Origin of the sequence: Thermogemmatispora carboxidivorans (genome assembly GCF_000702505.1) — a bacterium.
Lineage (GTDB): Bacteria > Chloroflexota > Ktedonobacteria > Ktedonobacterales > Ktedonobacteraceae > Thermogemmatispora > Thermogemmatispora carboxidivorans.
This window is the reverse complement of record NZ_JNIM01000001.1, coordinates 4,158,681-4,180,477: the sequence shown is the minus strand read 5'-3', so window position 1 is coordinate 4,180,477 and position 21,797 is coordinate 4,158,681. Positions and strand designations below refer to the sequence as shown.

General features: G+C 62.2%; 14 protein-coding genes. 5 read left to right on the top strand and 9 right to left on the bottom strand.

Annotation, left to right across the window (positions count from 1 at the left end):
* The first annotated feature begins 1 nt into the window (after window position 1).
* Both N688_RS16445 and N688_RS16440 read left to right on the top strand, forming a co-directional pair.
* The gene (locus N688_RS16445; RefSeq protein WP_052890297.1) at window positions 2-1,714 is read left to right on the top strand and encodes an NAD(P)/FAD-dependent oxidoreductase; all 1,713 of its coding nucleotides are present in this window, start codon (window positions 2-4) and stop codon (window positions 1,712-1,714) included.
* Between the two features lie 441 nt (window positions 1,715-2,155).
* Window positions 2,156-3,067: a class I SAM-dependent methyltransferase gene (locus tag N688_RS16440; protein WP_052890296.1), complete on the top strand. Its 912-nt coding sequence runs from the start codon at window positions 2,156-2,158 to the stop codon at window positions 3,065-3,067.
* A 36-nt stretch (window positions 3,068-3,103) separates the two neighbouring features.
* On the opposite strand, the gene N688_RS16435 is transcribed toward N688_RS16440, so the two are convergent.
* The 7 genes from N688_RS16435 to N688_RS16405 form a co-directional block, all read right to left on the bottom strand.
* Window positions 3,104-4,177, bottom strand: a complete 1,074-nt coding sequence (locus N688_RS16435; RefSeq protein WP_052890295.1) for a hypothetical protein — start codon at window positions 4,175-4,177, stop codon at window positions 3,104-3,106.
* 4 nt (window positions 4,178-4,181) lie between these two features.
* Window positions 4,182-6,401 (bottom strand): hypothetical protein, encoded by a 2,220-nt coding sequence (locus N688_RS16430; RefSeq protein WP_052890294.1) that lies wholly within the window; start codon window positions 6,399-6,401, stop codon window positions 4,182-4,184.
* 162 nt (window positions 6,402-6,563) lie between these two features.
* Window positions 6,564-8,474 carry a hypothetical protein gene (locus tag N688_RS16425; protein ID WP_052890293.1) on the bottom strand — a complete coding sequence of 637 codons (1,911 nt, stop codon included), beginning with the start codon at window positions 8,472-8,474 and terminating at the stop codon, window positions 6,564-6,566.
* Window positions 8,475-8,995: 521 nt separating this feature from the next.
* A complete protein-coding gene (gene cutA / locus N688_RS16420) occupies window positions 8,996-9,337 on the bottom strand; it encodes a divalent-cation tolerance protein CutA (protein ID WP_202901944.1) in 342 nt (113 codons plus the stop codon).
* A 19-nt stretch (window positions 9,338-9,356) separates the two neighbouring features.
* Window positions 9,357-10,931 (bottom strand): helix-turn-helix domain-containing protein, encoded by a 1,575-nt coding sequence (locus tag N688_RS16415; protein WP_052890291.1) that lies wholly within the window; start codon window positions 10,929-10,931, stop codon window positions 9,357-9,359.
* A 555-nt stretch (window positions 10,932-11,486) separates the two neighbouring features.
* A complete protein-coding gene (locus N688_RS16410) occupies window positions 11,487-12,482 on the bottom strand; it encodes a DNA adenine methylase (protein WP_202901943.1) in 996 nt (331 codons plus the stop codon).
* A 178-nt stretch (window positions 12,483-12,660) separates the two neighbouring features.
* Window positions 12,661-13,932 (bottom strand): glycoside hydrolase 5 family protein, encoded by a 1,272-nt coding sequence (locus N688_RS16405; protein ID WP_081838932.1) that lies wholly within the window; start codon window positions 13,930-13,932, stop codon window positions 12,661-12,663.
* Between the two features lie 239 nt (window positions 13,933-14,171).
* Between N688_RS16405 and N688_RS16400 the strand changes: the two genes are divergently transcribed.
* The 3 genes from N688_RS16400 (at window position 14,172) to N688_RS16390 (ending at window position 20,508) form a co-directional block, all read left to right on the top strand.
* Window positions 14,172-15,290, top strand: coding sequence for a LacI family DNA-binding transcriptional regulator (locus N688_RS16400; RefSeq protein WP_081838931.1), 1,119 nt, complete (start codon window positions 14,172-14,174; stop codon window positions 15,288-15,290).
* Between the two features lie 236 nt (window positions 15,291-15,526).
* Entirely contained in the window at window positions 15,527-18,595 is a 3,069-nt protein-coding gene (locus tag N688_RS16395) for a beta-galactosidase (protein WP_162179580.1), read from the top strand.
* A gap of 536 nt (window positions 18,596-19,131) precedes the next feature.
* Entirely contained in the window at window positions 19,132-20,508 is a 1,377-nt protein-coding gene (locus N688_RS16390; protein WP_052890288.1) for an MFS transporter, read from the top strand.
* Between the two features lie 146 nt (window positions 20,509-20,654).
* Here the strand turns inward: N688_RS16390 and N688_RS16385 are convergent, their stop codons facing one another.
* Both N688_RS16385 and N688_RS23260 read right to left on the bottom strand, forming a co-directional pair.
* A complete protein-coding gene (locus N688_RS16385; RefSeq protein ID WP_052890287.1) occupies window positions 20,655-21,011 on the bottom strand; it encodes a lycopene cyclase domain-containing protein in 357 nt (118 codons plus the stop codon).
* Window positions 21,012-21,017: 6 nt separating this feature from the next.
* The gene (locus tag N688_RS23260; RefSeq protein ID WP_052890286.1) at window positions 21,018-21,374 is read right to left on the bottom strand and encodes a lycopene cyclase domain-containing protein; all 357 of its coding nucleotides are present in this window, start codon (window positions 21,372-21,374) and stop codon (window positions 21,018-21,020) included.
* Window positions 21,375-21,797: the final 423 nt, after the last annotated feature.

Below are 21,797 nucleotides of genomic sequence, written 5' to 3'. Positions count from 1 at the left end.
CATGATGACCAGACACTACGATGTCGTCATTATCGGCGGCGGGCCGGCGGGCAGCACGGTGGCGGCTCTGACCCGCCGCTATGCGCCGCAGCTGCGTCTACTCTTGCTCGAAAAAGAGGCTTTCCCCCGCCATCATGTGGGGGAGTCGCTGCTAGCGGGGGCCTCACCGGTTTTGGAGGAGATGGGCGCCTATGAGAAGGTGGCCAACGCGGGCTTTTTGGAGAAGCTGGGAGCGACCTTTATTTGGGGACAGAGCCGCGAGCCGTGGGGCTTCGAGTTCGATGAGCTGATCTCGCAGCTCGTGGCTCAGGGCAAGCGCCTGCCGCGACTCTACACGCGGGCCTGGCAGGTGCGGCGCGCGGAGTACGATGAGCTGCTGCTGCGCCACGCCGCCAGCCTGGGGGTCGAGGTGCGCCAGCGGGCACGTGTGACGCGCGTGCTCTGGGACCGCGAGCCGCCTGCGTCGCTGAGCGCTGAGGGCCAGGAGAGGAGGGAGCCGCGGGCCATCGGTGTCGAGTTCGTCGATGAGCGTGGCCTGCAGACGGTCTATTGCGATTGGGTACTCGATTGCAGTGGGCAGCAGGCCCTGCTCGGCCATGCCCTCAAGCTGCGCGAGTACGATGTGCAGATGAACAACTATGCTCTCTTTGCCTACTGGCAGGGAGCGAAGTGGCTCTATGAGTATACGGGCTATCCCGAGCTGACGCGCATCTGCATCATCACGACGCCGCGCGGCTGGATCTGGTATATTCCTTTGAAGCGCGATGTGATGAGCGTGGGCTTTGTGACCCATCGCCAGACGCTCAAACACCTGCCCGAGGGACCAGAGCAGCTCTATCTGGAAGAGCTGCAGGCCTGTGACGAAGTGCGTGATCTTCTCAAGGAGGCTCGCCTGACGCGCATCGCTGCCGATCAGCGGCGCATGGTCTGCGCTATTCAGGACTGGTCGTACCGCAGCCGCCAGCTTAGTGGATCTGGCTGGGCGATGGTCGGTGATGCGGCGGGCTTTGTCGATCCGATCCTCTCGTCGGGCGTGATGCTAGCCCATGAGCTGGGCCAGAAGGCGGCCTATACCCTGGTGTCGAGCTTTGCGGCTGGCAGCGATGAGGAGGTCCGGCGCTATTGGGAGTTTTATGCTCAGACCTATCGCACCTATTTGCAAGCCTACCGCGATATGGCGGCGTTTTGGTACAGTAACAATTTTTCGCTGGAAAGCTGGTTCTGGCAGGCGCGGCGCATTCTGGCGCGCAGCGGCAGTGAGCTGAATCTCTCGGATCGCCAGGCGTTTACGCGCCTGGCCTCGGGCTATGCGACGCGGGCGGAGTCGTTGAGCCTCTTCGGTAGCTATCCCCTGCATGAGGCGCAGCAGCTCGTCAACGGTCTCTTTGGGACGCCCTACTGCCGCGACGAGCTGGCAGCTCAGTACGCGGGGCGCCCGCTGCGTCTCAAGGAGGCCGAGCTGTGCGACGGTCTCTACTACTATCAGGGAGCAGTGCGCCAGACGCGGCGCGTGATCAACCGGCGGACGGGGCGCTATCTGGACCTGCACCCTGGTGAGGAGGTGCTGCTCTCCCTCTTCGACGGTGGGCATACGCTGACCCATCTGGAAGAGACTGAGCAGGCGCTGCAGGCTCTGCCGGAGATGGAGCGCTTGCCGCTGCGCTCGGGCCTTGATCTGCTGGTGCAGCTGGAGATGATTGGGGTCCTGGCCTAGGGCTTTCTGACTGGGCGTGCTTCACCAACCCTGGAAGCAGGTCGTGACACGCCCATCATAGCCGGGCGCGGTTGCCATCTGATCTGGCCAAGGCAGCCGGCTCCTCTTTTTTTTGAGGGGAGCCCGTTATCGGATGGTGGTGCCGCAATCGCTCACCGTGCCGTGAGGAAGTGTGGAGCAATCGACTAAGCGATCTGCAGCTCAGGTAGATCCTTCCATTTTTGAGCGATGACCAGGTATACTCTCTTATGAACAACGAGGGCGTTACGCCCTCGTTGCCTCTTGTCCGGCCTGGCGGGTTGGCGGGCCTGTGCCGCTTGGGTGGGCGGCAGTCTCCATGTGTGATGGCGGCTAGCACACGGGGCAAGAGGGCTAATCTTCGCCAGGTGGCAGATGAAGTAGAGCCAGGTATAGGCATTTCATGATGAGAAGGAGGCCAGGATGCCTTTATGGGGCCTGTTTAAGAGGACGCGGCGGCTACCGGCGATCAGGACGGGGGAGCTGACGCCGCGTGGACAGGATGCGCGAGCAGAGGAAGAGCAGCAGTGGCAGCGCCGCTATCTCCAGGATGTCCCCTATGTCTTACCGAAGGACGAGGCCGAGATCGATCGCCTCAACTTTCAGCATTACGCGCTCATGAGCGTGCAAAAGCAGCACATTATTGCGCCGCTCGACGACTATCCGCGGGCGATTCTCGATGTGGGATGTGGCACGGGACTATGGGCGCGCGAGGTAGGGCAGCGTTATCCGCTTTGTCAGGTGATGGGGGTGGACGTGGAGCCGCCGGAGCGCTTGCCGACGGTACCGGCCAACGTTGACTATGTCTATGGCGATGTCCTCAAGGGGTTGCCCTTTCCCGAGAACAGCTTTGATCTGGTCCATCAGCGTTTGCTGATTTTGGCGGTGCCGGCCTCGGCCTGGCCGCAGGTGCTGCGCGAGCTGTTGCGCCTCGTGCGTCCTGGCGGCTGGTTGCAGTTGACGGAAGCCGGTATGTATTTCAATCATCCCGGGCCGCGCTCGGCCCATCTGCGCGATCTGGTCAACCGGGCGATCGCTGGCTGGGGCTTTGATCCGCTGATTGCTCTCAATATGCCGAACCTTTTAACGCAGGCGGGGGCGATTGCTGTCGAGAAGCGGACCTATAGCGTAGTGATGGGTGAGGCGGGTGGCCAGGGTGGGCGCCTCTTGGAGAAAGATATGCTGGCCGTGATGTCGGCGCTCACCGAGCGTGTGGCGGCCTTTATGCCGGTAGAAGAATGGCGTGAGCTGTTGGCCTCGCTGCCGGAGGAGTGGCGCAACTACGGCACCGAGTTCCAGTTTCACGTCACTATTGGCCGCAAGCCGGGGCGCTGAGGTGGACCTGGCGGGAAGCTGGCGACGGGTCTCGACTCAGCGGCTGAGATGTTCTGCGAAGGTCAGGCCCAGGGACCGCAGTGTCTCCTCAATGCGGGGCCGATCTTCGACGGCGATGCCCTGCCAGCGATAGCGGCGTGGGGCGCTGCGCTCGATAGAGAGGTGCGCGCTCAGGGCCAGCAGCAGGCGGTACTCGCGTCGGGGCAGGCGGCTTTCGAGATGCAGGGCTAGCGTCTTGCTGCCGGCCTGGCCGGACCAGCGCACTGTTGTGCGTCTGCCGGCGGCCTGATCGAGGGCGTAGCAGAGGCGGGCGATGTCCACCTCCTCCCAAGGGTGGGACTCCTGCAGAATCTGCCCCTGATTCAGCCACACGATGCTGTATTGGAAGCGTCCAGGCTGCCAGCGATCTGGTCTGCGCAGCAGGTAGCGCGCCGGTGGTGCGGTGGCAGTGCGTATCAGCGGCTGCCACCGCTCTTCTTGGGGGCCGCAACCTTGGGGCAGGTAAACCTCGATCTGGTCGCTCGCCGTTGGGGTTCTCTCCACGGGAGTGAGCTGTGCTTGCTGAAAGGCGCTCTGCAGCTCGCGCAGGCTGGGTGGCTGAGGGCCGAGCCAGCTTGCAAGGCTCTGGTAGGCGTAGGGCCAGTGCTTGTCTGCCGTGAGCGGGAGCAGGCGCAGGGTAGTGCGCAGGGTGATCTGCTTCTGGAGCGGCTCGGGTAGCGCATGGAGGGGGAGGCCGCCGGCGAGCAGATAGCGGCTGCCCAGCGGAACGAGGCGCGGGGGGGCCGGTAGCCACTGCCATTCTGTGTGTCTGATCTGGAGGAGATCGCCTTGCTCGGCGAGGCGCTCCAGAAACTGGCGATCGACCTGCTCTGTTGCCGGCTGCTTGGTGCAGGGTAGCAGCAGGCGGCGCGTGTGATGGAGCAGCGTGCGGGTTGAGACGGCGGAGTCGCTGCTCAAGGAGTTGGCGCCTCCCCGGCCCAAGGCCCAGAGAACTGCGCGTACGGCCTCGGCCTGCAGTGCCGCCGGCGCGGCCTGGATGGTTCCCAGCAACGAGGAGGTGACGAAGTCCCTGGCTTGCTTCTCTTCTAGCAGCTCGATATCGACGGTCATGGCCTTAGTCCAGCTCCTCCAGGGAAGCAGCAGCCTCCTCTGCGCCGAGATCATAGGCCGCCTTGTTCAGGAGATTCTCATTGAAGGGGCAGTCGAAGCAGCGGGCAGTCTGCTTGAGCTGACCTATGATGGCGGAAAACGCGCTGGCGTTCGTCTCGTCGCTGGCTGCGCTCGCGAGCGTTTGATTGACAGTCAGACGCCAGCGATGCCAGTCCGTGGTGGCGACCTCGCTCCGCTCCTGGTGACCGTTGAGCTGCTGCTGATTGAGGCTTAGGGCTAGTTGGCCGGGATCGAGGTGGACCAGCCAGCCGCGGGTGATCTTGGGCAGTGGCAGGCTGTGCAGGTCGTCATCGCAGGTCGCGGTCAGCAGCAGGTTGCATGGCCAGCGAAAGGCTGCCAGTGAGTGGTAGGGATCGTCAGCAGGGAGTGCCTGGGGATGGAAGAGTGGCACCGGTGTCGGCATCGATGCGGAGCGAAGCTGCATGACGATGTATTGCTGTAGAAGCGGTACGTAAACTGGGGCGCCGGGAAGGCGGTCCAGCCCTTCGAGAACGACGATGGCCAGTTGCCCGGGATGGTCAGCGGCCCACAGTACGGTATCGGCCAGCGGGGAGCTGGCGGGGAGGAAAAGGCGCTCTGTGGGCCTGAGCTGGCCGAAGAGGTCGAGCGGCTGCGTTGCTGTCAGCGGGATCGGGACCCGACAGAGGCGTCCGGCGCTGAGTACCAGGCTCAGGGCTTCCAGCGTGGTGAGCGCGTAGGGTCCGCTGAGCGTGGGAATGAGGCCCGCCAGGAGGGCAACGATGCAGAGGCGCACAGCCTCCGGCTTGATACCGTTTGCCCGGGCCGCCTGACGAACGGTCGCCAGATTAAGCAGGGTAGATGCATCGGTAATGAACTTGCCCGACCCGGCTTTGACTAGCTCTGGCCAGAGCTGCTCGGTGCTCTGAGAGTGGGCGGCGCCTGTACCTCTGCCAGTACCCATGTCTCTACCAGTGTCTCTACTGCTGCCTCGCCTGCTGTCTGTACTGGCGCTGGCCGCCAGGAGCCAGTGATTCGCAAGCACCTGGCTCAGCGCTGCTAGCGGTTGCTGTCGTAGCTCTTCCAGACGCTGTCGGAAGTGGGCTTCGAAGGCTTGAAGCTGGGCCTCTTCTTGCTGAAGCAAACGCTTTTGTGCTTCTATCTCTTCCTTTTTATTGCTTATTTCCTCTTCATAGAGTTCAAGCTCATCAGAGGCTTCTTTAAGAGATTGTCTGAGCGTATCAAGCTGTCTCTGTCCCTCGGCGAGCTGTTGGAGCTGTTCAGCAAAGAGGGCCTCAAGCTCGCGAGCGATGGCCTCCTCCTGCTGGCGGCGGAAGTCGGCCATCTCCTGGCGAGCCTCTTCCTGAGCCTCCTGATAGGCTTGCTGGTGAGCTGCTTCGCGAATGGCGGCGAGCTGCTGCCGGACAGCGGGAAGCTGTTGCAGAAAGTCGCTGAATTCTTCCCAGTCGTCGATGACCTGCTTGCCAGCTTGCAATAGGGCTTTGGCGCGTGTGAGAGTATCTGGCTGCAATGGGAAGGTGGTAGCTGGCGGCTGAGTGCTAAGGGCATGCTTCAGCGCCTTGAGCACGCGCCGCACCTGGTCCGCGTCGAGGTCTTTGACCAGGGGCTGCTTCTGATAGGCCGTGAGCACCTGCTTGATAATGACACCTGGAGGAGACCAGTCCAGCTGCTCGGAGGCGACTGGCTCGACTGTCAGGAGGTGCAGCTCTTCGCCATTGTCAAGCGAGAACGTGAGGATCGCCTGCTCATCGTCGGGAAGCTCGCAGACGTCGACATGCAGCGTTTGCTCCGTCATGCCATCGCTGTAGGCGAGAGGACGCAGCCGCTCGCCGTCTAGCTGGATGGGCCCATAGAGCTGGCGCCCATGCTGGATATAGATGGTTTTCGTATAGCACGGCCTGGTGAAAGGTTCGCTCAGCCTAGCGACGAGCCGCTCCCGTGGGATAGTACTCCAGTCGAGGACTTGAGCCAGTCCTTCGGGCGAGGGCCAGGGGGAACCAGCGATCCGGTAGTGTGCGTAGGTCGGTGAATCTTTGAGGTCCTCGCGACCCTGCGCCGGTTCAACGCGAAAGCTGTAGAGCAGCTCTGGTCTCCATCCACTCGGCCCACGTGGCCAGGCGACCTTACCGGCGTTGGGGAAGAAGTGTTTGTAAGCCTCCCGGACTAATGGTTCCCAGACCTTCATTTCATTATCTAAAAATGCAAGAGGTGTTATAAAAGCTAAATTTTCCTTTATATCTTCTTTCCGAATAATTCCGATCCAATAATATCTTTCTGTATCTGACATGGCCAAGACCTTTCCACAGGGACAAGGGGAGCGTGCAGAACACTGACTATGGCACTCGCTCTATGGTATCAGCTTCCCCGAGAAGAGTGCTATGAGGCGGTTCACTACCCAGGGAGGCAGATGCGAGGTCAGGAGGCGCCGCAGCGCCAGGGCCAGCGGTGGATCATTCTGGCGGGCAGCCTGCTCCAGAGAGCGCAGCCGCTGCTGCAGAGCAACCGGAAGCCCTGACGTATAGACAAGCTCAGCCGTTGGCAGGGTGGTGAGACAATGGCCCAGCCAGAGCAACTGTGCGCGTTGGGCAGTCCTGAGCCGTAGTGGTGCAGCGACCGGTCTGGGGGCAGGCTCTAGAGAGATCTCCAGGCAGCCCAGGGCATCCCCGTCCAGGATCAGACGGGCCTGGCTGGCCCTGGCGAGCGCTGGCCAGATCTGCTGCTGCCAGAGGGCTGTTAGCTTCTCGCCCGCGGTCACCGGAGAGAAAGCCTGGTCCTGGTGCCAGGGGGTCTCTGCAGTGCACCAACGCCAGGAGACGCTGACCGGCAGGCCCGACGGGGCCAGTTCCCATACCAATGTGGCCCCCTCCTCTGGGCTTTTCAACAGAAGGCGGCCTGGCTCTGTGGCTCCCGCTGCCTCCTCTGCCGTCGGGCTGAACGCGGCGAACACCTGCCGCGCGCCGCCCTGGGTCACCGCAGTGCAGCGCAAGCCGGCCAGCAATTCTGGCGGCCAGGGACCGACCTCGGCCTCCGCGGTGCCAGGATCAAGCGTGAAGGTCAGGCGACCTGACTGGCTCCCTTGCCCTAGCTGATATGTCCCTGGCTCCAAACCGTCCAACGCCACGTAAACCATGCTGGTCTCTCCGGTCAGTGAAAAGCGCCGCTCTAGAGGTGGACCATTGCCCTCTTGAGAGAGGCGTAGATCCAACGTCATGGTGACAGCTCGCCCTGACTGGAGAGAGGCCAGACTGGTAGCGGGTGGTCTGCAGCCGATGATCACCTTAGAGCGCGGGCCCAGCACGGGTGGTCCCTCCTTCGGGAGCACCAGGGGCGGACTGAGCAGCATCAGCGACCAGCCCGGCTGCTGCAACTTCAGTTCGCTGTAGTTCAGCCAGCGCTCAAGCCGGGTCCCAGCATCCTGCGTGGCCAGGGTCGAAGAAGTCAGCTCCAGTTCCCACAACTGCCAGCCAGAGCAAGGCGGGCCGACCTGACGCTTCGAACCTGGCCAGTCCTGAAGCAGTCCCCGCCCAATATCATGATCGCTGCGCACCAGCCAGTAGAGACGCGCCCTGGAGTAGAAGCTGATGCTTTCGCCGCGACGCAAGCGCCGGGGTAGCTCGGCATCCTCCTCCTGATAAAAGAGTGTACCCTGCCAGGCCCTGCTGAGACCAGGCGTCGGGGGAGCCGTCCGCAGTTCATAAAACTCGTCTGCTCGCTGACAGCAGAGCTGGTATGCTTCCGTCTGGGGAGGTACCGGTAGAAGAGGCGAATAGGAGAGATCCCTGAGCGATCGCCCTCTGGTCAGCCCTGGCGAGCCAGCCAGCAGACGAGCAGCCGCCGGGCCAGCGAGCTGCTGCAGCTCCTGCCACGTCTGCTCACCCAGGGCAGAGAGATCAAGAGCGAGCTGCCAGCGCTCTTTCTGATCGTCTGCTTCCACCCTCAGCAGCAGAGGGAGCCCGGAAGCGGAAGGAGGCTCGTCTGCCTCCTGCTCGTCCTCATCGCGCTCGTAGCCACTGGGGTGACTGGTGCGAGTCGGGAGAGAGAGGCCTTTTGTAAAAAGGTAGCCCTCGTCTCTCAGCTTACGAAATGTCCCCCATGTGAGAGGGACACCCTCATCTTTCTGCCTGCCGGGCTGAGGAAACGAGGTGTGCATTTGGGCCAGCCAGAAGAGGCCCGCCAGCGAGAGCTGAAAGGTGCCCTGGCTCTTGCCTGCGACGATATAGAAGTGGCTCCCGTCCTTCGCCAGAAAAAGCTTGGCCATCGACCTTCCCCCAGGGGCCTGCCAGAAGGAGAGACAGGACCCCAGCCGCTGGATCTTGCTCAGCCGGGAAGAGGGTAAGGCGGTCTGCTACGGTCTGCTCTTACCTGGCGACAACACTGGCTTTGGGAGGAGAGTCCCCAGCGATCACAGGCGCCTGCCTTCCCCGGCGTAGCCCCATCGATGAGAGTTACTATACTCCAAAGAAGAAGCTGCAATCAAGAGAAACACGCTTCTCTTCGCTGCAAAACCCTTGCTGAAGCGCTGCCTTTTTTGGCAAGGGTTGGTCATCGTTGCCGGGCCGATGGCTAGTGCTGGTAGGCCGATGATCCAATGATTGACTGGCTGCTGAGAAGCTGGCAGGATGTACCGATCAGTCTGATCTCATGAGGAGAGGATCAACAGGGGAGTTGTTTTTGCCGCTGGTCCTTGCTTGGCTTGCCATTAAGTCACGCCACGCCGGCAAAGCGGCGGACAGGAGGGGAACAGGCTCCGCTCCTGCCCGCTGTCTACTCAGGGCTGGCTCACTGCGGCTTGTCGCTCGTGGGGCGGGTTGTCTCAGCCGTCAGCCAGTGCAGGTAGCCCTCGCTGCCAGCGGCGAGCGGCAGGGCGATAATCTCCGGCTCCTCGTAAGAATGGGCTGCCCGGATGGCCTGCTCGACAGCGCTGTAGAGATCGGCGCGCGTCTTGGCGCTACAGAGCCATTCCTGGGCCTGCTCGATCGCTCCCTGCCACCAGTAGAGGCTCTGGATAGGACCGGAGATCTGCACACAGGCGGCCAGGCGCTGCTCGACGAGCTGCTGGGCGATCCGGCGTGCGCCCTCCTCCGAATCGATCGTTGTGCGCACCTCAAGAAACTCTGCCATTGTCTGCGTCATCCTTCCTTCAACCTGGGCTAGGCAACGGCTTGAAGAAATCACGGGCCAGCCGCTGGATCTGTGGCTCATGCTGCCAGGAGCGCGGCGCCCGCTGAAAGACTTCGAGCACCTCATTATAGCGTTTCTGGCTGTGCAGTGTCAGGGCCAACTCGGCCCCCTGGCGTACATAGCGAGCGAAGAGGTCCAGCTCACCGATCAGGCGGGCGGCATCGGCCTGGTAAATGATGGACTCGTTGCTGGCGCGCTCTGAGATCGAGGGCGTGGCAAGACTCAGCTCAATGGCCTGCCAGCCGCGCTGCTGATAGCCAAAGTCGGGGAAGTGAGCGCTCAGCTCCAGGCACATCTTTCCCTCCCACTGGTAGAGCACGTTCAGGCCACATTCGGCATAGGCGAAGCTAGGGTCAAGTTCTGGGCGAGTAGGGAAAGCGTCCTGAGCGAGCGTCATATAGTGGAGCGCCTGGCGCTCGTCGCCACACTGAGCATAAGCCTCGGCCAGTCCCATTGCCACATCGCTGCGCAGGAGCGAATCCTGGCTTCCCAGCACACGCAGTGCCTCCTCGAAGACCGCAATCGCCTTACGGGGCTGACGCGGGCGATAACAGAACGAATAGGTATAGCCCAGATACATTAGCGCCGCGCACTCCAGGCGCTCATCGGCAGCCGCACGGCTACAGCGGAGGGCCTCCAGGCAGGAGCGTTCCCGCCCGGCGATGTCCAGGCGGTGCATCGCCAGGATGGCCTGGAGAATGGCGGCTTGCGTGGCCAGGCGAGCCGCCACCCGCTGGTAGCGCGTCGCCTGGCGGGCCATCAGAATGAGTGTTGGGGCGAAGCGAGGGAGAACCTCCTGAACGGTGGTCAGACCATTGCCCTTGAGCAGATGCCAGCAGGCCGCCAGGCTGGCCGAGCACTGGGGAAGGAACTCTTCGGCCAGCATCTCGTTTGTCCACTCGGGGCGGCGCCAGGAGAGCAGGACCGTCGGGAGGGCGGCAATAGTGACGAGCGCCTCGCGTCGCGATAGCTCTAACTCTTCTTGCCTGCTGTAGTGCTGCAGCGTATCGTCGATCATGGCTAGCTCCTGATCGATCAGCGCCTGTACCTCTTCACAGGCGAGAGCCTGGCCCTGCCAGGTGCTGATCATCCGCACGATCTGCGCGAGCTTGAGGCCGAGCCAGGTAGCGAGATCGCCCGGCTCTGAGTCCTGCCTGGCCGGGGGCGAAGCCAACAATATCACGCGGGCAGACTGAGCGCGTAGCTCGGGCTCGGGCTCGGACTCTGGCGAAGGCGAGGGGGGGCTGACATACGGCTCTGCCGTTGCTGCGGCGGCGGGCGACGACTCGATAAAGCCAAGTTGCTCCGCGGTTAGCTCAAAGATCAGACAGAGTTTCTCTCGATAATATGGGCCTGGCCTGCGTTTCCCCCGCTCCCAGCGAGCAATGTCCTTAGCTGTAACCGCCACTCCGGGAAAGCGCTGCTGCAGCTCCACAACCAGTCGCTGGCGTGACCAGCCACGCAACTCGCGCGCACGCCTGAGCAGCTGATTGGCCTTCTTGGGTGAAGGTGCTTCTCTGGCCCCGTCGCTCATCGCTGCTCTCACTTTCAGTTTACTCAGAGAGAGACCATCTTTCAAGGGTATTTCGTGCAGAAGATGGAGGAATCTAGCTGGCCCCCTAGTGGCCCCCGCCCTGTATGCTTCCTGGCCCCGTTGCTGCTCCTGCGCTGGCTCCTTGCTGGAGGTTCCTGGCGGGCCAGGGCTGTGCTATGCTTAGAGCGAGATATGACGGCTTTCTGTATAAATTATATGTCAGGTATATTGAATGTCAATATATAAGCAGGAGGTTGCACATGGTGACACTAGATGTCTGGTTGCTCTGTACGATTGCCCTGCTCTGTCTGCTGTGTGGGCTGATCCTGGGTGTCTGGCTGGCGCGTCCGTCCCTCTCCTATCGGAGATCCTAGATCGGGGCAAAGCGGGGAGATAGAGCGATAGAACTGGAGAGAGGAGGAAGCGAAAGGGCCTCCTCTGCCTCCCTGGCTGGGAGGAAAGCGGATAGTCTGGGGGCTCGGCTCTCAGGAGAAGCGCGCAGAGAAGGGTCTTGTCTGTTCTCCAAAAAGCAAGCGAGCAACAAGGCCCTTCTCTCTATGATGGCTGTGATGTCTCCAACCAGCGCAGGTCGCGCCCGATGAGCAGCTCCATCAGCTGCGTGTGATGGGTGGTACGCATAGGCACGGCGGCCAGGGCCAGGCCGTAGCGTCTGGCCAGTGCGCGTACCTCTGGTGTGTCGTCGTACGTGACCAGAAAATCGCCCGTGAGACAGCTCACCAGTGCAAAGAGGGCCTCGTGATCAAGCTCAGCGTAGCGGTAGAGACGGCGCCCGGCCCTCTTGCCAGTAAGCGTATAGGGAGGGTCGATAAAGCTGACCACGTCATGGCGTTCCTGATACTGGCGGAGTTGCTCCAGGCCATCGCCGTGGATGAACGCGAGGCGTGGACTCAGGCGGGCGATCTCCTCGATGCGCCGCCGCAAGGTTGCTGGATACCAGCGCGAGCGTAGGCCGCGTCCATCTTCGCCATGCTTGAGAAGACCGGCGCCGGGGGCCAGAATACCGCCGTGGCTGACGCGGTTGCGAAGCAGGGTCTGAAAGGCATGCTCGGCCAGAGAAAGTGCCTGGCGCGGGCGTGTGAGCCAGTTCTCCACTCCCGCAGGCGTCAGCTCGAAAGAGTGCAGAAGGTCCAGGAGCTGAGCGCGGGGTTTCTCTTGCAAGAGAGTCTGCCAGACTGCCGCTACATCTTCATCCAGCTCCACCATCAGAGCCTGCTCCACAAATCCCTCGGCCACCGCTGTCAGGCTGACGCTGCCGCCGCCGGCGAAGGGTTCTAGCAGGACAGTCGGGCGCGCTGGCGACAGACCGCGGGCCGCTCTGCTCGTGGGAGAGAGCCAGCGGCGTATATAAGGGACAAGCCAGGTCTTGCCGCCCGGATAGCGAAAGGGACTGCGCTGAGGTACGCTGGCCACATTGACGGGCCGTAGCAGTCCCTCCCCCTGGCTGGGGATAGTGCCGCTGGAGCTGCTGACCACGGGGCCATCAGCGAAGAGAGGGACCATCAGCGAGAAGGGTTGTTCTTTTGCAGCCACTCAATCCTCCTCCCACTCATGAGGCTCGGAAGCCTGAAAAGTGACTGCCTGGACCGGGCGATCCAGGCAGTCCGGTGTCACAACAAGCAGGAAACCCAGGGCGTGAGGGTGTGAGTGTGGTTCATGGTAACAATCTACTCATCGGGCGTGCTCTACACATCCTCGCGCCGTTCCTGCGCTACGCCCCGGCCCGGGGGCCACGCCCAGGCCGCTCGGATTTAGCCCGCATCTGGGCCTCATGTTGGGCGATCACCGTGGCCGTGCTGCTCGGATACGTCACGCGGAAACCATCATAGTTCGGATAGAGCGTACCGTCGTCCTGCAGGCCCGTCAGAATCCAGAACTGATCACCATTGCCGTTCAACCGATAGACCTGGTCGGTCCACTGCCGATAGATAGCATCGCGCGTTGCCATATCCAGCCAGCCATACTCTTCCAGAACCACCGGCTTGCCCAGCGCATGGCCATCGCGAATATGATCGGCAATCCACTGCAACGACCAGGTATTGTCTTTGCCCCAATAATCCGGATACAGGTGTAACGTCCCGTAGTCGACCGTCGGCAGGGCGACCAGGCGCTTCCAGTCTACACCCTGACTGCCGTTGTAAGCCCAGTCAGCGTTACCCGGCTCGTTGTACCAGCCCTCATCACCGACCGCCACCAGGTGCAGACCATCCATGCTCTTAATGAAGGCGCTCATCTCGCGCACCCAGGCCGTCAGGGTCTGGCCGCTGGGGTCCGACTGACAGCGCGGCTCGTTAGCCAGCTCCCAGGTCATGATGGTCGGATCGAGATAGAGCGGTTTGCCTGTGTAACGGTTCAGGCGGTGAATGAAGTGACGCACGTAGGCTTTGTAGGCAGCCTTGATCTGGGGATTGGTGTAGAAATCGTCATGACCGCTGGCCCCAAACCAGGCCACGTACTGATCCATGCCGCCGAAGTCGTCCCAGTTGTTGACCAGAGGGACCACCAGCTTGATGCCAAGCTGCCCAGCACGCCAGACCGTGTAGTCGAAACGCTCATAGCCGTCTTCAGGATAGACGCCCGGCTCAGGCTGCATGACAAAGCCATTGTGCGGCTGCCCATCGAGGAAACCCCAAATGCGTAAGACCGGCAGACCCAGAGCGGCGACATCCTTGAGGACATCGTCAATCATAAAGTGGGATTGATAATGCATATAATAATTGTTGGTGCCGGCAAAATAGAAAGGCTTGCCGTCCAGGATGAAGAACGGCCCGCGCCGGCTGACAAAGCTGCCGCGTTGCTGCCGCAAGCTGGCCGCCGTGAAACGGGAGGATGATTCGCTGTCGGCACTGGGGCGCGCAAAAGCCGTTCCCGCACCCAAGCCCGTGCTCGCCGCCCAGAAGCTCAGGCCAGCGGCAGCTACGGCTTCCAGAAAAGCTCTCCGGCTCGCTTGTGGTAGCGGGGTCTCAGCATGTGCATCCTGCATAGGCTCTCCTCCTTCCTGGATGAAAGGCTGCGCTCCAGTGGTTTCAATGAACAATGCAAATTTTTCAATGAACCGTTACACGGAAGAATGGTACCATCTTACCAAGCATTCTGTCAATAGGTGCCCCTTCTCGGGGTTGAGCCTCGTCATGCCGCCCGACGGCTGGCCTGTAGATTGACAGAGATCAATATGGATGTTATCTTTTTCGTGAACGTTTCACATCCTTGGAGGGATCGGCGTTGGCAAACACTGTCACCTTGAGAGACATCGCCAGGGAGGCGGGAGTCTCAGTCGGCACCGTTTCGCGAGTGCTCAACAACCACGGCAACGTCACCGCGGAGACGCGCCAGCGTGTGCTGCGTGCGGCCTCGCGGCTCGGCTACTTTGGGAGTGGGCGGCAGGGGGGAGGAGAGGAAGAGCGCCCCATCGAAGGGCGAATTGTCAGAGAGATAGGCTTTCTCTTCTGCTCCTTTCTGCCCAAGACCACTGTTTCAACCAATCCATTCTGGTCGCACATCCTGCACGGCGTTGAGAGCGAAGCGCGGCGGGCCAACGTCAAAGTGACCTATCGTGCCATTAGCGAGATCCAGGCGGACCCGGATCGTCTGCTGACCACCATCTACGATATGCGTCTTGGCGGCATTCTACTGGTAGGGCCTGCCGAAGCCGTCACGGTGAGAGCCATCCAGCAGACGGGCACGCCCCTGGTCCTCGTTGACAATTATGTTCCCCAGACAGACGCTGTCTTAGGGAATAACCTGGATGGTGCGCGCCAGGCCGTTGAGTACCTGATCAGCCTGGGCCATCGCCGCATCGCCTTCATGGGGGGACCCTTGATGACGGAGGCAAGTGAAGAGAGGGAACAGCAAGGAGAGGGAGGGCCACGACTGCCAAGGAACCGCGTCTATACGATTGAGCGCCGTGCCCAGGGGTATCGTCTGGCCCTGCTGGAGGCCGGCCTGCCCATTCTACCGGGGCTTTACGAGGATGGCGGCCTATCGATGGAAGGGGGGTATCTGGCCTGCAAGCGGCTGCTGGAACGTGGCGAGCAGTTCAGCGCCCTTTTCTGTGCCAACGATGAGATGGCCGTGGGGGCGATGAAAGCTCTGCGCGAGGCCGGGCTGCGTCTGCCCGAGGATGTCTCGCTGGTGGGCTTCGACGACATCGATATGGTGGAGCATCTGACGCCGCCCCTGACGACGGTGCGCGTCAATAAGGAGGCTCTCGGCATGGTGGCCTTGCGGCGGCTGCTCGCTTTGATCAGTCACTCTGATCCTGTGCACGTGGTCTCTATGCTAGACGTAGAGCTGGTGCAGCGCGAGTCGGCCTGTGCTCCGTCCACCTCTGCCCGGCACTGAATCTGGTGTCCCTGTCAGGCTGAGAAGGAAGCGCTGTTGTTGATCCCTCCCCACCGAGCAGGGATGCTGCCAGCCGCCTCTCTCCTCTCTGCTGCTCTGGGGTTGCTGTGTCCTGATTGATCCGTCCTGGCTTGCTGACGTGGGCACGTGCTGCTCCTTCTGTCCGGGGTCCTTATTGTCGGTGACGGAAGCGCCTTGTTTGTCTGGATGCTTTTGTGTGAGGAACGATGGTTTCAGTGATTCGCTCAGATCGCGTGCTCGTCTTCGCTGATCCGGCTTATCCGCGGGCCTGCAGTCGGGCGTTACTGCATGAACTGTTGCCCAACCCATTTGAGATCTGCGATGCGGCTCAACTAGCCCAGGCTCTGGAGAGCGCGCCGCGTCTCCTGGTCTCTTTTCATGGCCCCTATTTCCCGAAAGCAGCCTGGAATGCTCTGCTGCGCTTTCTGGAGCGCGGGGGCAATCTGGCTATCTTTGGGGGCATGCCCTTTGCGCGACCGGTTACTGCCTCGGGAGAGGTAGAGCCGGAGCAGGATGTCTATGCGCGCCAGCTCTGCCTGGGGCCGTTCTTCCCGGTCGACCTGGCAGTAAGTGGGGTTCTTCCGGGCACACTGCGTCTGGTAGCTGCCTCGGAGGCGCGCTTTCTGCATGATTGTGCCCTACCGTTGTCTGCCGAACGGCCAGGGCGCTTCTGGGCCTGTTATCCGCGCCTGACGCAGACGTCCGACTATCCTGAAGAGATTGGCTCGGCGGGACCGTTCGACACGCTGCTGCTGCCGCTGCTCTTCGCTGTCGCAAAGACGCCCTCTGGCGAAGAACGGCTGGCGACGCCGGCCTTTGTGCTCGACCAGCTTAGGGGGCGCTTTCAGGGCGGGCGCTGGCTCCTCTCGCTGTGGGAGCCTGACACTGCGGAGGATTGGCTGGCCCTGGCTGAGCCTGTACGGCGTCTGCTGGCCCTGGCCCTGGAAGACCCTCTCTGCTGCGCTGTTCGCCCAGTGCTAGCCTGCTATCGCCCTGAAGAGGCGCCAGCGCTGGTGGTGACACTGCCTGAGCGGCTGGATCTGGAGCTGCATATCACGGTGACGCAGGCGGATGATGGTGAGGTGCTGCGGCGCTGGGATTTCGAAGCTCTGGCCTCGCCAGTGCATTCCGAGCGTTATCTCCAGATGGAGCCAGCGCCCAGGGCGGGCCTCTATCGTGTGCGTACCGAGTATCGGCCCAAGGGTGGCCAGTGGTTGAGCCAGGAGACGGGCTTTTGGATCTGGGATGAGGCGCTGATTGCGGCGACACGCGGGAAGCGCCTGGTGGCCGGGCGCGACTATTTTTATCAGGGCGAGCGCCTCTTTCTGGTCTGTGGCACGACCTATATGGATAGCCGGGTGCAGCGCAAGTACTGGCGCTTACCCAATCCAGCCCGCTGGGAGCGCGAGATGGCCGAGATGAAGGCTGCCGGCATCAATCTGCTGCGTACTGGCCTCTGGACGGCCTGGCGCGAGGTGCTACCGGTGGCCGGGGTGCCAACGGACTCTTTTCTGCGGGCGCTCGATGCCTTTGTGCTGACGGCCTGCCGTCACGAGCTGCAGGTGATCTTTACCTTCTTTGCCTTCTTTCCCCCTCTCTTCGATGGCCTGAACCCCTGGCTTGATCCGCGTTCTCTGGAGGCTCAGGAGCGCTTTCTCTCACTGCTGGCCCGCCGCTATGCGCAGGTGGAGTTGCTATCGTGGGACTTGATCAATGAGCCGAGCTTTGGCGATCCGGCTCGTGCCTTCGCTCAGCGTCCGCTGCCCAATTATGATCGCTACGAGCAGCAGGCTTTTGGACAGTGGCTCAGGGAGCGCTACACGCTCGAGCAGTTGCAGCTGCGCTGGCGCGAGACGCCGGCAGAGCTGCCTTCCTGGGAGCAGCTCCGCCTGCCGCGCGAGGCCGACTATTCAACCTCGGTGCGCGATGCGGCGGCGCGTGCCATGCTGAAGGTGGCCGACTATACGCGCTTCTCGCAGGAGGCGTTTGTCGCCTGGGCGCGACGCATGTATCGGGCCATTCGGGCTGCTGGCAGTCAGACCGTGATTGGCGTGGGTCAGGATGAGGCGGGGGCGCGCATTGCGCCGCAGTTCTATGCCAGCGCTGTCGATTATACGACGACGCATCCCTGGTGGAATGTCGATGACCTGCTCTGGGATATGCTCCTCGACAAGACGCCTGAGCGACCCAATCTGATCCAGGAGACGGGGGTGATGCTGGTGCGCGACCTCGATGGCCGCCCCTGGCGCACGGAACAGGCTAATGCCTGGCTGCTGGAGCGCAAGCTGATGATGGGCTTGATGGCTAATGGGGCCGGCTTGATCCAGTGGCTCTGGCATACCAATGCCTACATGACCAGCGAGAACGAGAATAGCATTGGCCTGGTCCGCACCGATGGCAGCGCCAAGCCGGAGCTGCTGGTGATGCGCGAGTTCTGCCATCTGGTGCAGACCCTGGAGGGTCAGCTGCAGGAGGCGCCCGAGCCGCCAGCGGTCTGGCTGGTGATCCCCTATAGCCAGTGGTTTGCACGCCCGGACCTGGGAGCCTTGCCGACGCGCCAGGCGGTGCGCGCTTTGGCCTATGAGTTGGGCGTGATCCCCCAGCTCATTGGAGAGCAGCGCCTCCCGGAACTGACGACCATGCGCTATCGGCCCCAGGTGATCATCGTGCCGTCCTTGCAGCTCTGCGAACCCGCGGCCTGGTTCGCTGTGCTCGAGTATGTCCAGCGTGGTGGAACGGCCCTGGTGAGCGGCGTCGTTGGTCGCGATCTGCACAATCTGCCCTTCGATCCACAGCTAAACTCTGAGGCCGGCCAGTCTGGACCGCTGCCGGTCGCTCCCTATGAGGAGCTGCGGCTTGAGGATGGCAGCCGCTATCAGCTAAGCTTTACGCAAGAAAAAACGGGTTACGTGCGTAAGGCCCACAACGAGTTGCGGGAGCTGCGGCTCGGAGCCGGGCGCTTGCTGTGGGCTGGGTTGCCACTGGAGCTGGCCGGTGAGCTGGAGCCGCTGGCGCATCTCTATCAGCGAGTGCTGGGGAAGACGCCGCTGGAGCCGCGGCCCGAAGGAAGGCGCCGGCCCTGGCTACTGGTGCGCCGTCCTCTTAAGGAGGGGATGCTCCTGCTGGTGGCTTCCGAGGCTGGCGCTGAGCAGCGTCTCTCGCTAGAGGAAGAGGGCCTGACGCTGGCGGTAGCTCCGCAGCGTGCGGGAGCTGTGCTATGGCGTCCGGGGGAGCCACCGCGGCTTTTTGGGGGCCTGCGCCTTGTCGATGCGGCTTCTCATTAGGGGCCGAGGGGATACAGTGGGAACAGATCGCTATCCGGGCATCTGCTTCCTCACTGGTGTCTGTGTGTAGCTCTGGACAGAGTCCGTCTGTGCAGTTATACTATAAGCAATTGCATACCTTCGGAAAGGCATGCTCCTCAGACAGCGAGCGAGGTGACGGTCTGTTCGTGTAGCTCGCCCAGATTGCTAGGAAGAGGCGAGACTGGACGTAGGTCCTTTGGCAGGACTGATCTACCCCTCTCTGCAGGGAGAAGTTGGACAGCAAGCGTCATGACAGTCTTGCTTCTGTCCAGGCATGCCGGGAGAGGCATTGCAAGCGACAAAAGAATGAGAAGAAGCAAGCCGTTGCCTCGTCGGGCCAGCAACGCTGCCGCCTGCCCTGTCGTTTGGTGCCGCGAAGGTGAGGCCACTGCTCTGGAGAGCGCCCGAGGGTGCACCTGCTGCGTCCTCGCGTATTGGACGGCGCTCTGCAGCTAGAGTCTTCCTCGATGCGAGAATGTCGCTGTTGATCCTGACTTCGCTTCAAGGAGGAATGCATGGCAACGGTCTCAGAGACGAGTCCCGTCACTGTACGCCGTATGGTGCCCATTCTGGCGGCCAGCACCGTCGGGACGGCCATCGAATGGTACGATTTCTTCCTCTACGGCTTCCTCTCGGCGACGGTTTTCCCCAGGCTCTTCTTTCCTGAGCTGAACCCGGTTGCCGGGACGATCGCTTCCTTTACGACCAACTTTGTCGGATTCTTTGCGCGTCCGCTGGGTGGGGCCTTCTTCGGCTGGTTTGGCGATCGCGTAGGGCGGAAGTCAACGCTGATTGCGACCCTGTTGCTGATGGGGATTGCTACGGCCCTGATGGGCCTCTTGCCTGGCTATGACCAGATCGGCCTGGTGGCCCCGCTGGTGCTCTCGGTGCTGCGCTTCCTGCAAGGGGCGGGCGTCGGTGGCGAGTGGGGCGGCTCGGTCCTGCTCTCGATGGAGTATGGCGACAATCGCCGTCGCGGCTTCTGGATGAGCTGGCCACAGACTGGCGTGCCGCTAGGGCTGGCGCTGGCGGCTATTGCTGTCCTGAGCTTTCAGGCCATTTTCCCTGGTGAAGCCTTCTTAGCGATCGGCTGGCGCATTCCTTTCCTGCTGAGTTTGCTGCTGATCCTGGTCGGCCTCTACATCCGTCTGCGCATTCTAGAGACGCCGGCCTTTCGCCGGGTCAAGGAGACAGGGCGCATCGCCCATGTGCCGCTGGTGGAGGTCTTCCGTCATTACTGGCGTGAGATCATCCTCTCGGCCCTGGTGCGCTCGGCTGAGCAGGCGCCCTTCTATCTCTTCACGACCTTCATTCTCTCCTATGGCTCCAAGACGCTCAAGGTTGATTCCAGCATTCTCTATGCTGGCCTGATTATCTCGGCGGTCTGTAGCCTGATCCTGATGCCGACCTGGAGCCATCTCTCGGATCGCTTTGGGCGCAAGCGCTGGTATATGATCGGCTGCGTCTTGATGGCGCTCTATGCTTTCCCTTACTTCTTCTTGCTGGAGACGCGTCTGCCGGTGGTGGTCCTGCTGGCGATGATTCTCTCGATTAGCTTCTGCCATGATTGGCTCTATGGCCCGCAGGCGGCCTTGATTTCGGAGCGCTTTGGGACGCGACTGCGCTACAGTGGGGCCTCGCTTGGCTACCAGCTTGCTTCGATTACGGCGGGCGGCCCGGCGCCGATCCTGGCGACCTGGCTGGTGGCCAATACGCATACCTGGCTGGGGAATGGGGCGCCGTCCTTTACGCTGATTGCTGTCTTTATCATCTTTATGGCCGTGGTCTCCTTCATCTCGACAGCCCTGATCGGGCGTGAGCTGGCCGGTCAGGCTGCCGTAGAAGAGGAGGTCGGCGGCGAGGGAACGGCCCTGGCAGCCCAGACGCAGTAAGTCTGGCCAGGTTTTAGCCTTCCTCTCGGCCTGTTCGGGCCGGTTCTTCTGCCTCGGGGAGGGGGAGAGGGAGCCATTGGGAGGCGAGTCTCGCCAGCGGCTCTGTCTGTGGAGCGGGACCCGCCTCTTCTCTTGCTCTTGCTGCGTCAGTTGGCAGGAGTCTCTGTCTCGGGCCTGGGTGGTGGACCGGGGGAAGTATGGGAGGCTGGCAGCAGGAGGATGTAGCCCTGGGCGATCATGGCCGCCGTCAGGAAATAGAAGAGGGCTTCCTCCAGGGGGACGTTGCCGAGGGTGGGGCCGAGGATCAGGGCCGGCTGGAAGAACCAGATATGTTGAGCGATCGCCAGGCTATCGGCCAGGGTCAGATAGCTGCCAACCAGAAGCACGGCCCAGGGCCAGCGTCGACGCCGGGCCCAGAGCTTGCGCCAGCCGATGAGCCACTGCAGACCCAAAATAGGCAGCGCCCAGCCCAGTAGGAAGAGCAGATAGGTCATATGCACCATGCTCGCTCAGGCTCCCTTCTTGTTGGCTGGCTCCCTCTCGGGAATCCTCCGCCAGGGAGCAGGGTCCGGGAGCAAGAGAGCCAAAAGCAGGAGGGTGGTCAGCAGGGTCTCTAGCAGGGCGAAGAGATATTCTTCGAGAGGGATGAGCCAGAGGCGCAGGCCCCAGGTCTGGGCGGGAGACCAGTTCCAGATGCCGCGCACGACGGCGGCATGGTCCCAGGGGGCCATAGCCAGCAGGACGATGAGGGCAAGCAGGGCGGTCATCAGCCAATAGCGACGGCAGAGCAGGCGCCGCCGCAGTAGAAGGGCCAGTAAGGCGCAGGGTCCAAGTAAGAACAGAGCCAGAAAGCCAGCGTAGGTCATAACAGGTTTCTCCTGGTGATTGTGCCTGAGTAGATGGCTCGCATGGCCGAGAAGGCGAGAGGGCAAGGAGGACGGCAAGATCCTCTCTCTCTTCAGAGAAAGACGCAGACCGCTGCCGTTTCTGGTCCTGGCTGGTTCGCGATTGAGATCCCTGGTGTCGAAATGGCCTCCGACGGCTGATGTTGTAGCGTGCGCCATGGGGCGGTTGCTGCTGCTCTGATTACCTCCGCCTGGGCTGGCCCCGCGCAGGGCGCGAGCGCGGCGGACAGCTCACGCCTCCGGACGCCTGCCGTCGTCGAAAGGTGAGCTGCCCACCTCCTCACGCAGCGGGGGGTAGGGGCAAGGGCACCTGCTGCCGCCCAGACGCCGTGTGCACGCCAGAGCAGCAGCACGCGCGACCCCGCTGCGTCAAGAGGCGCCCGG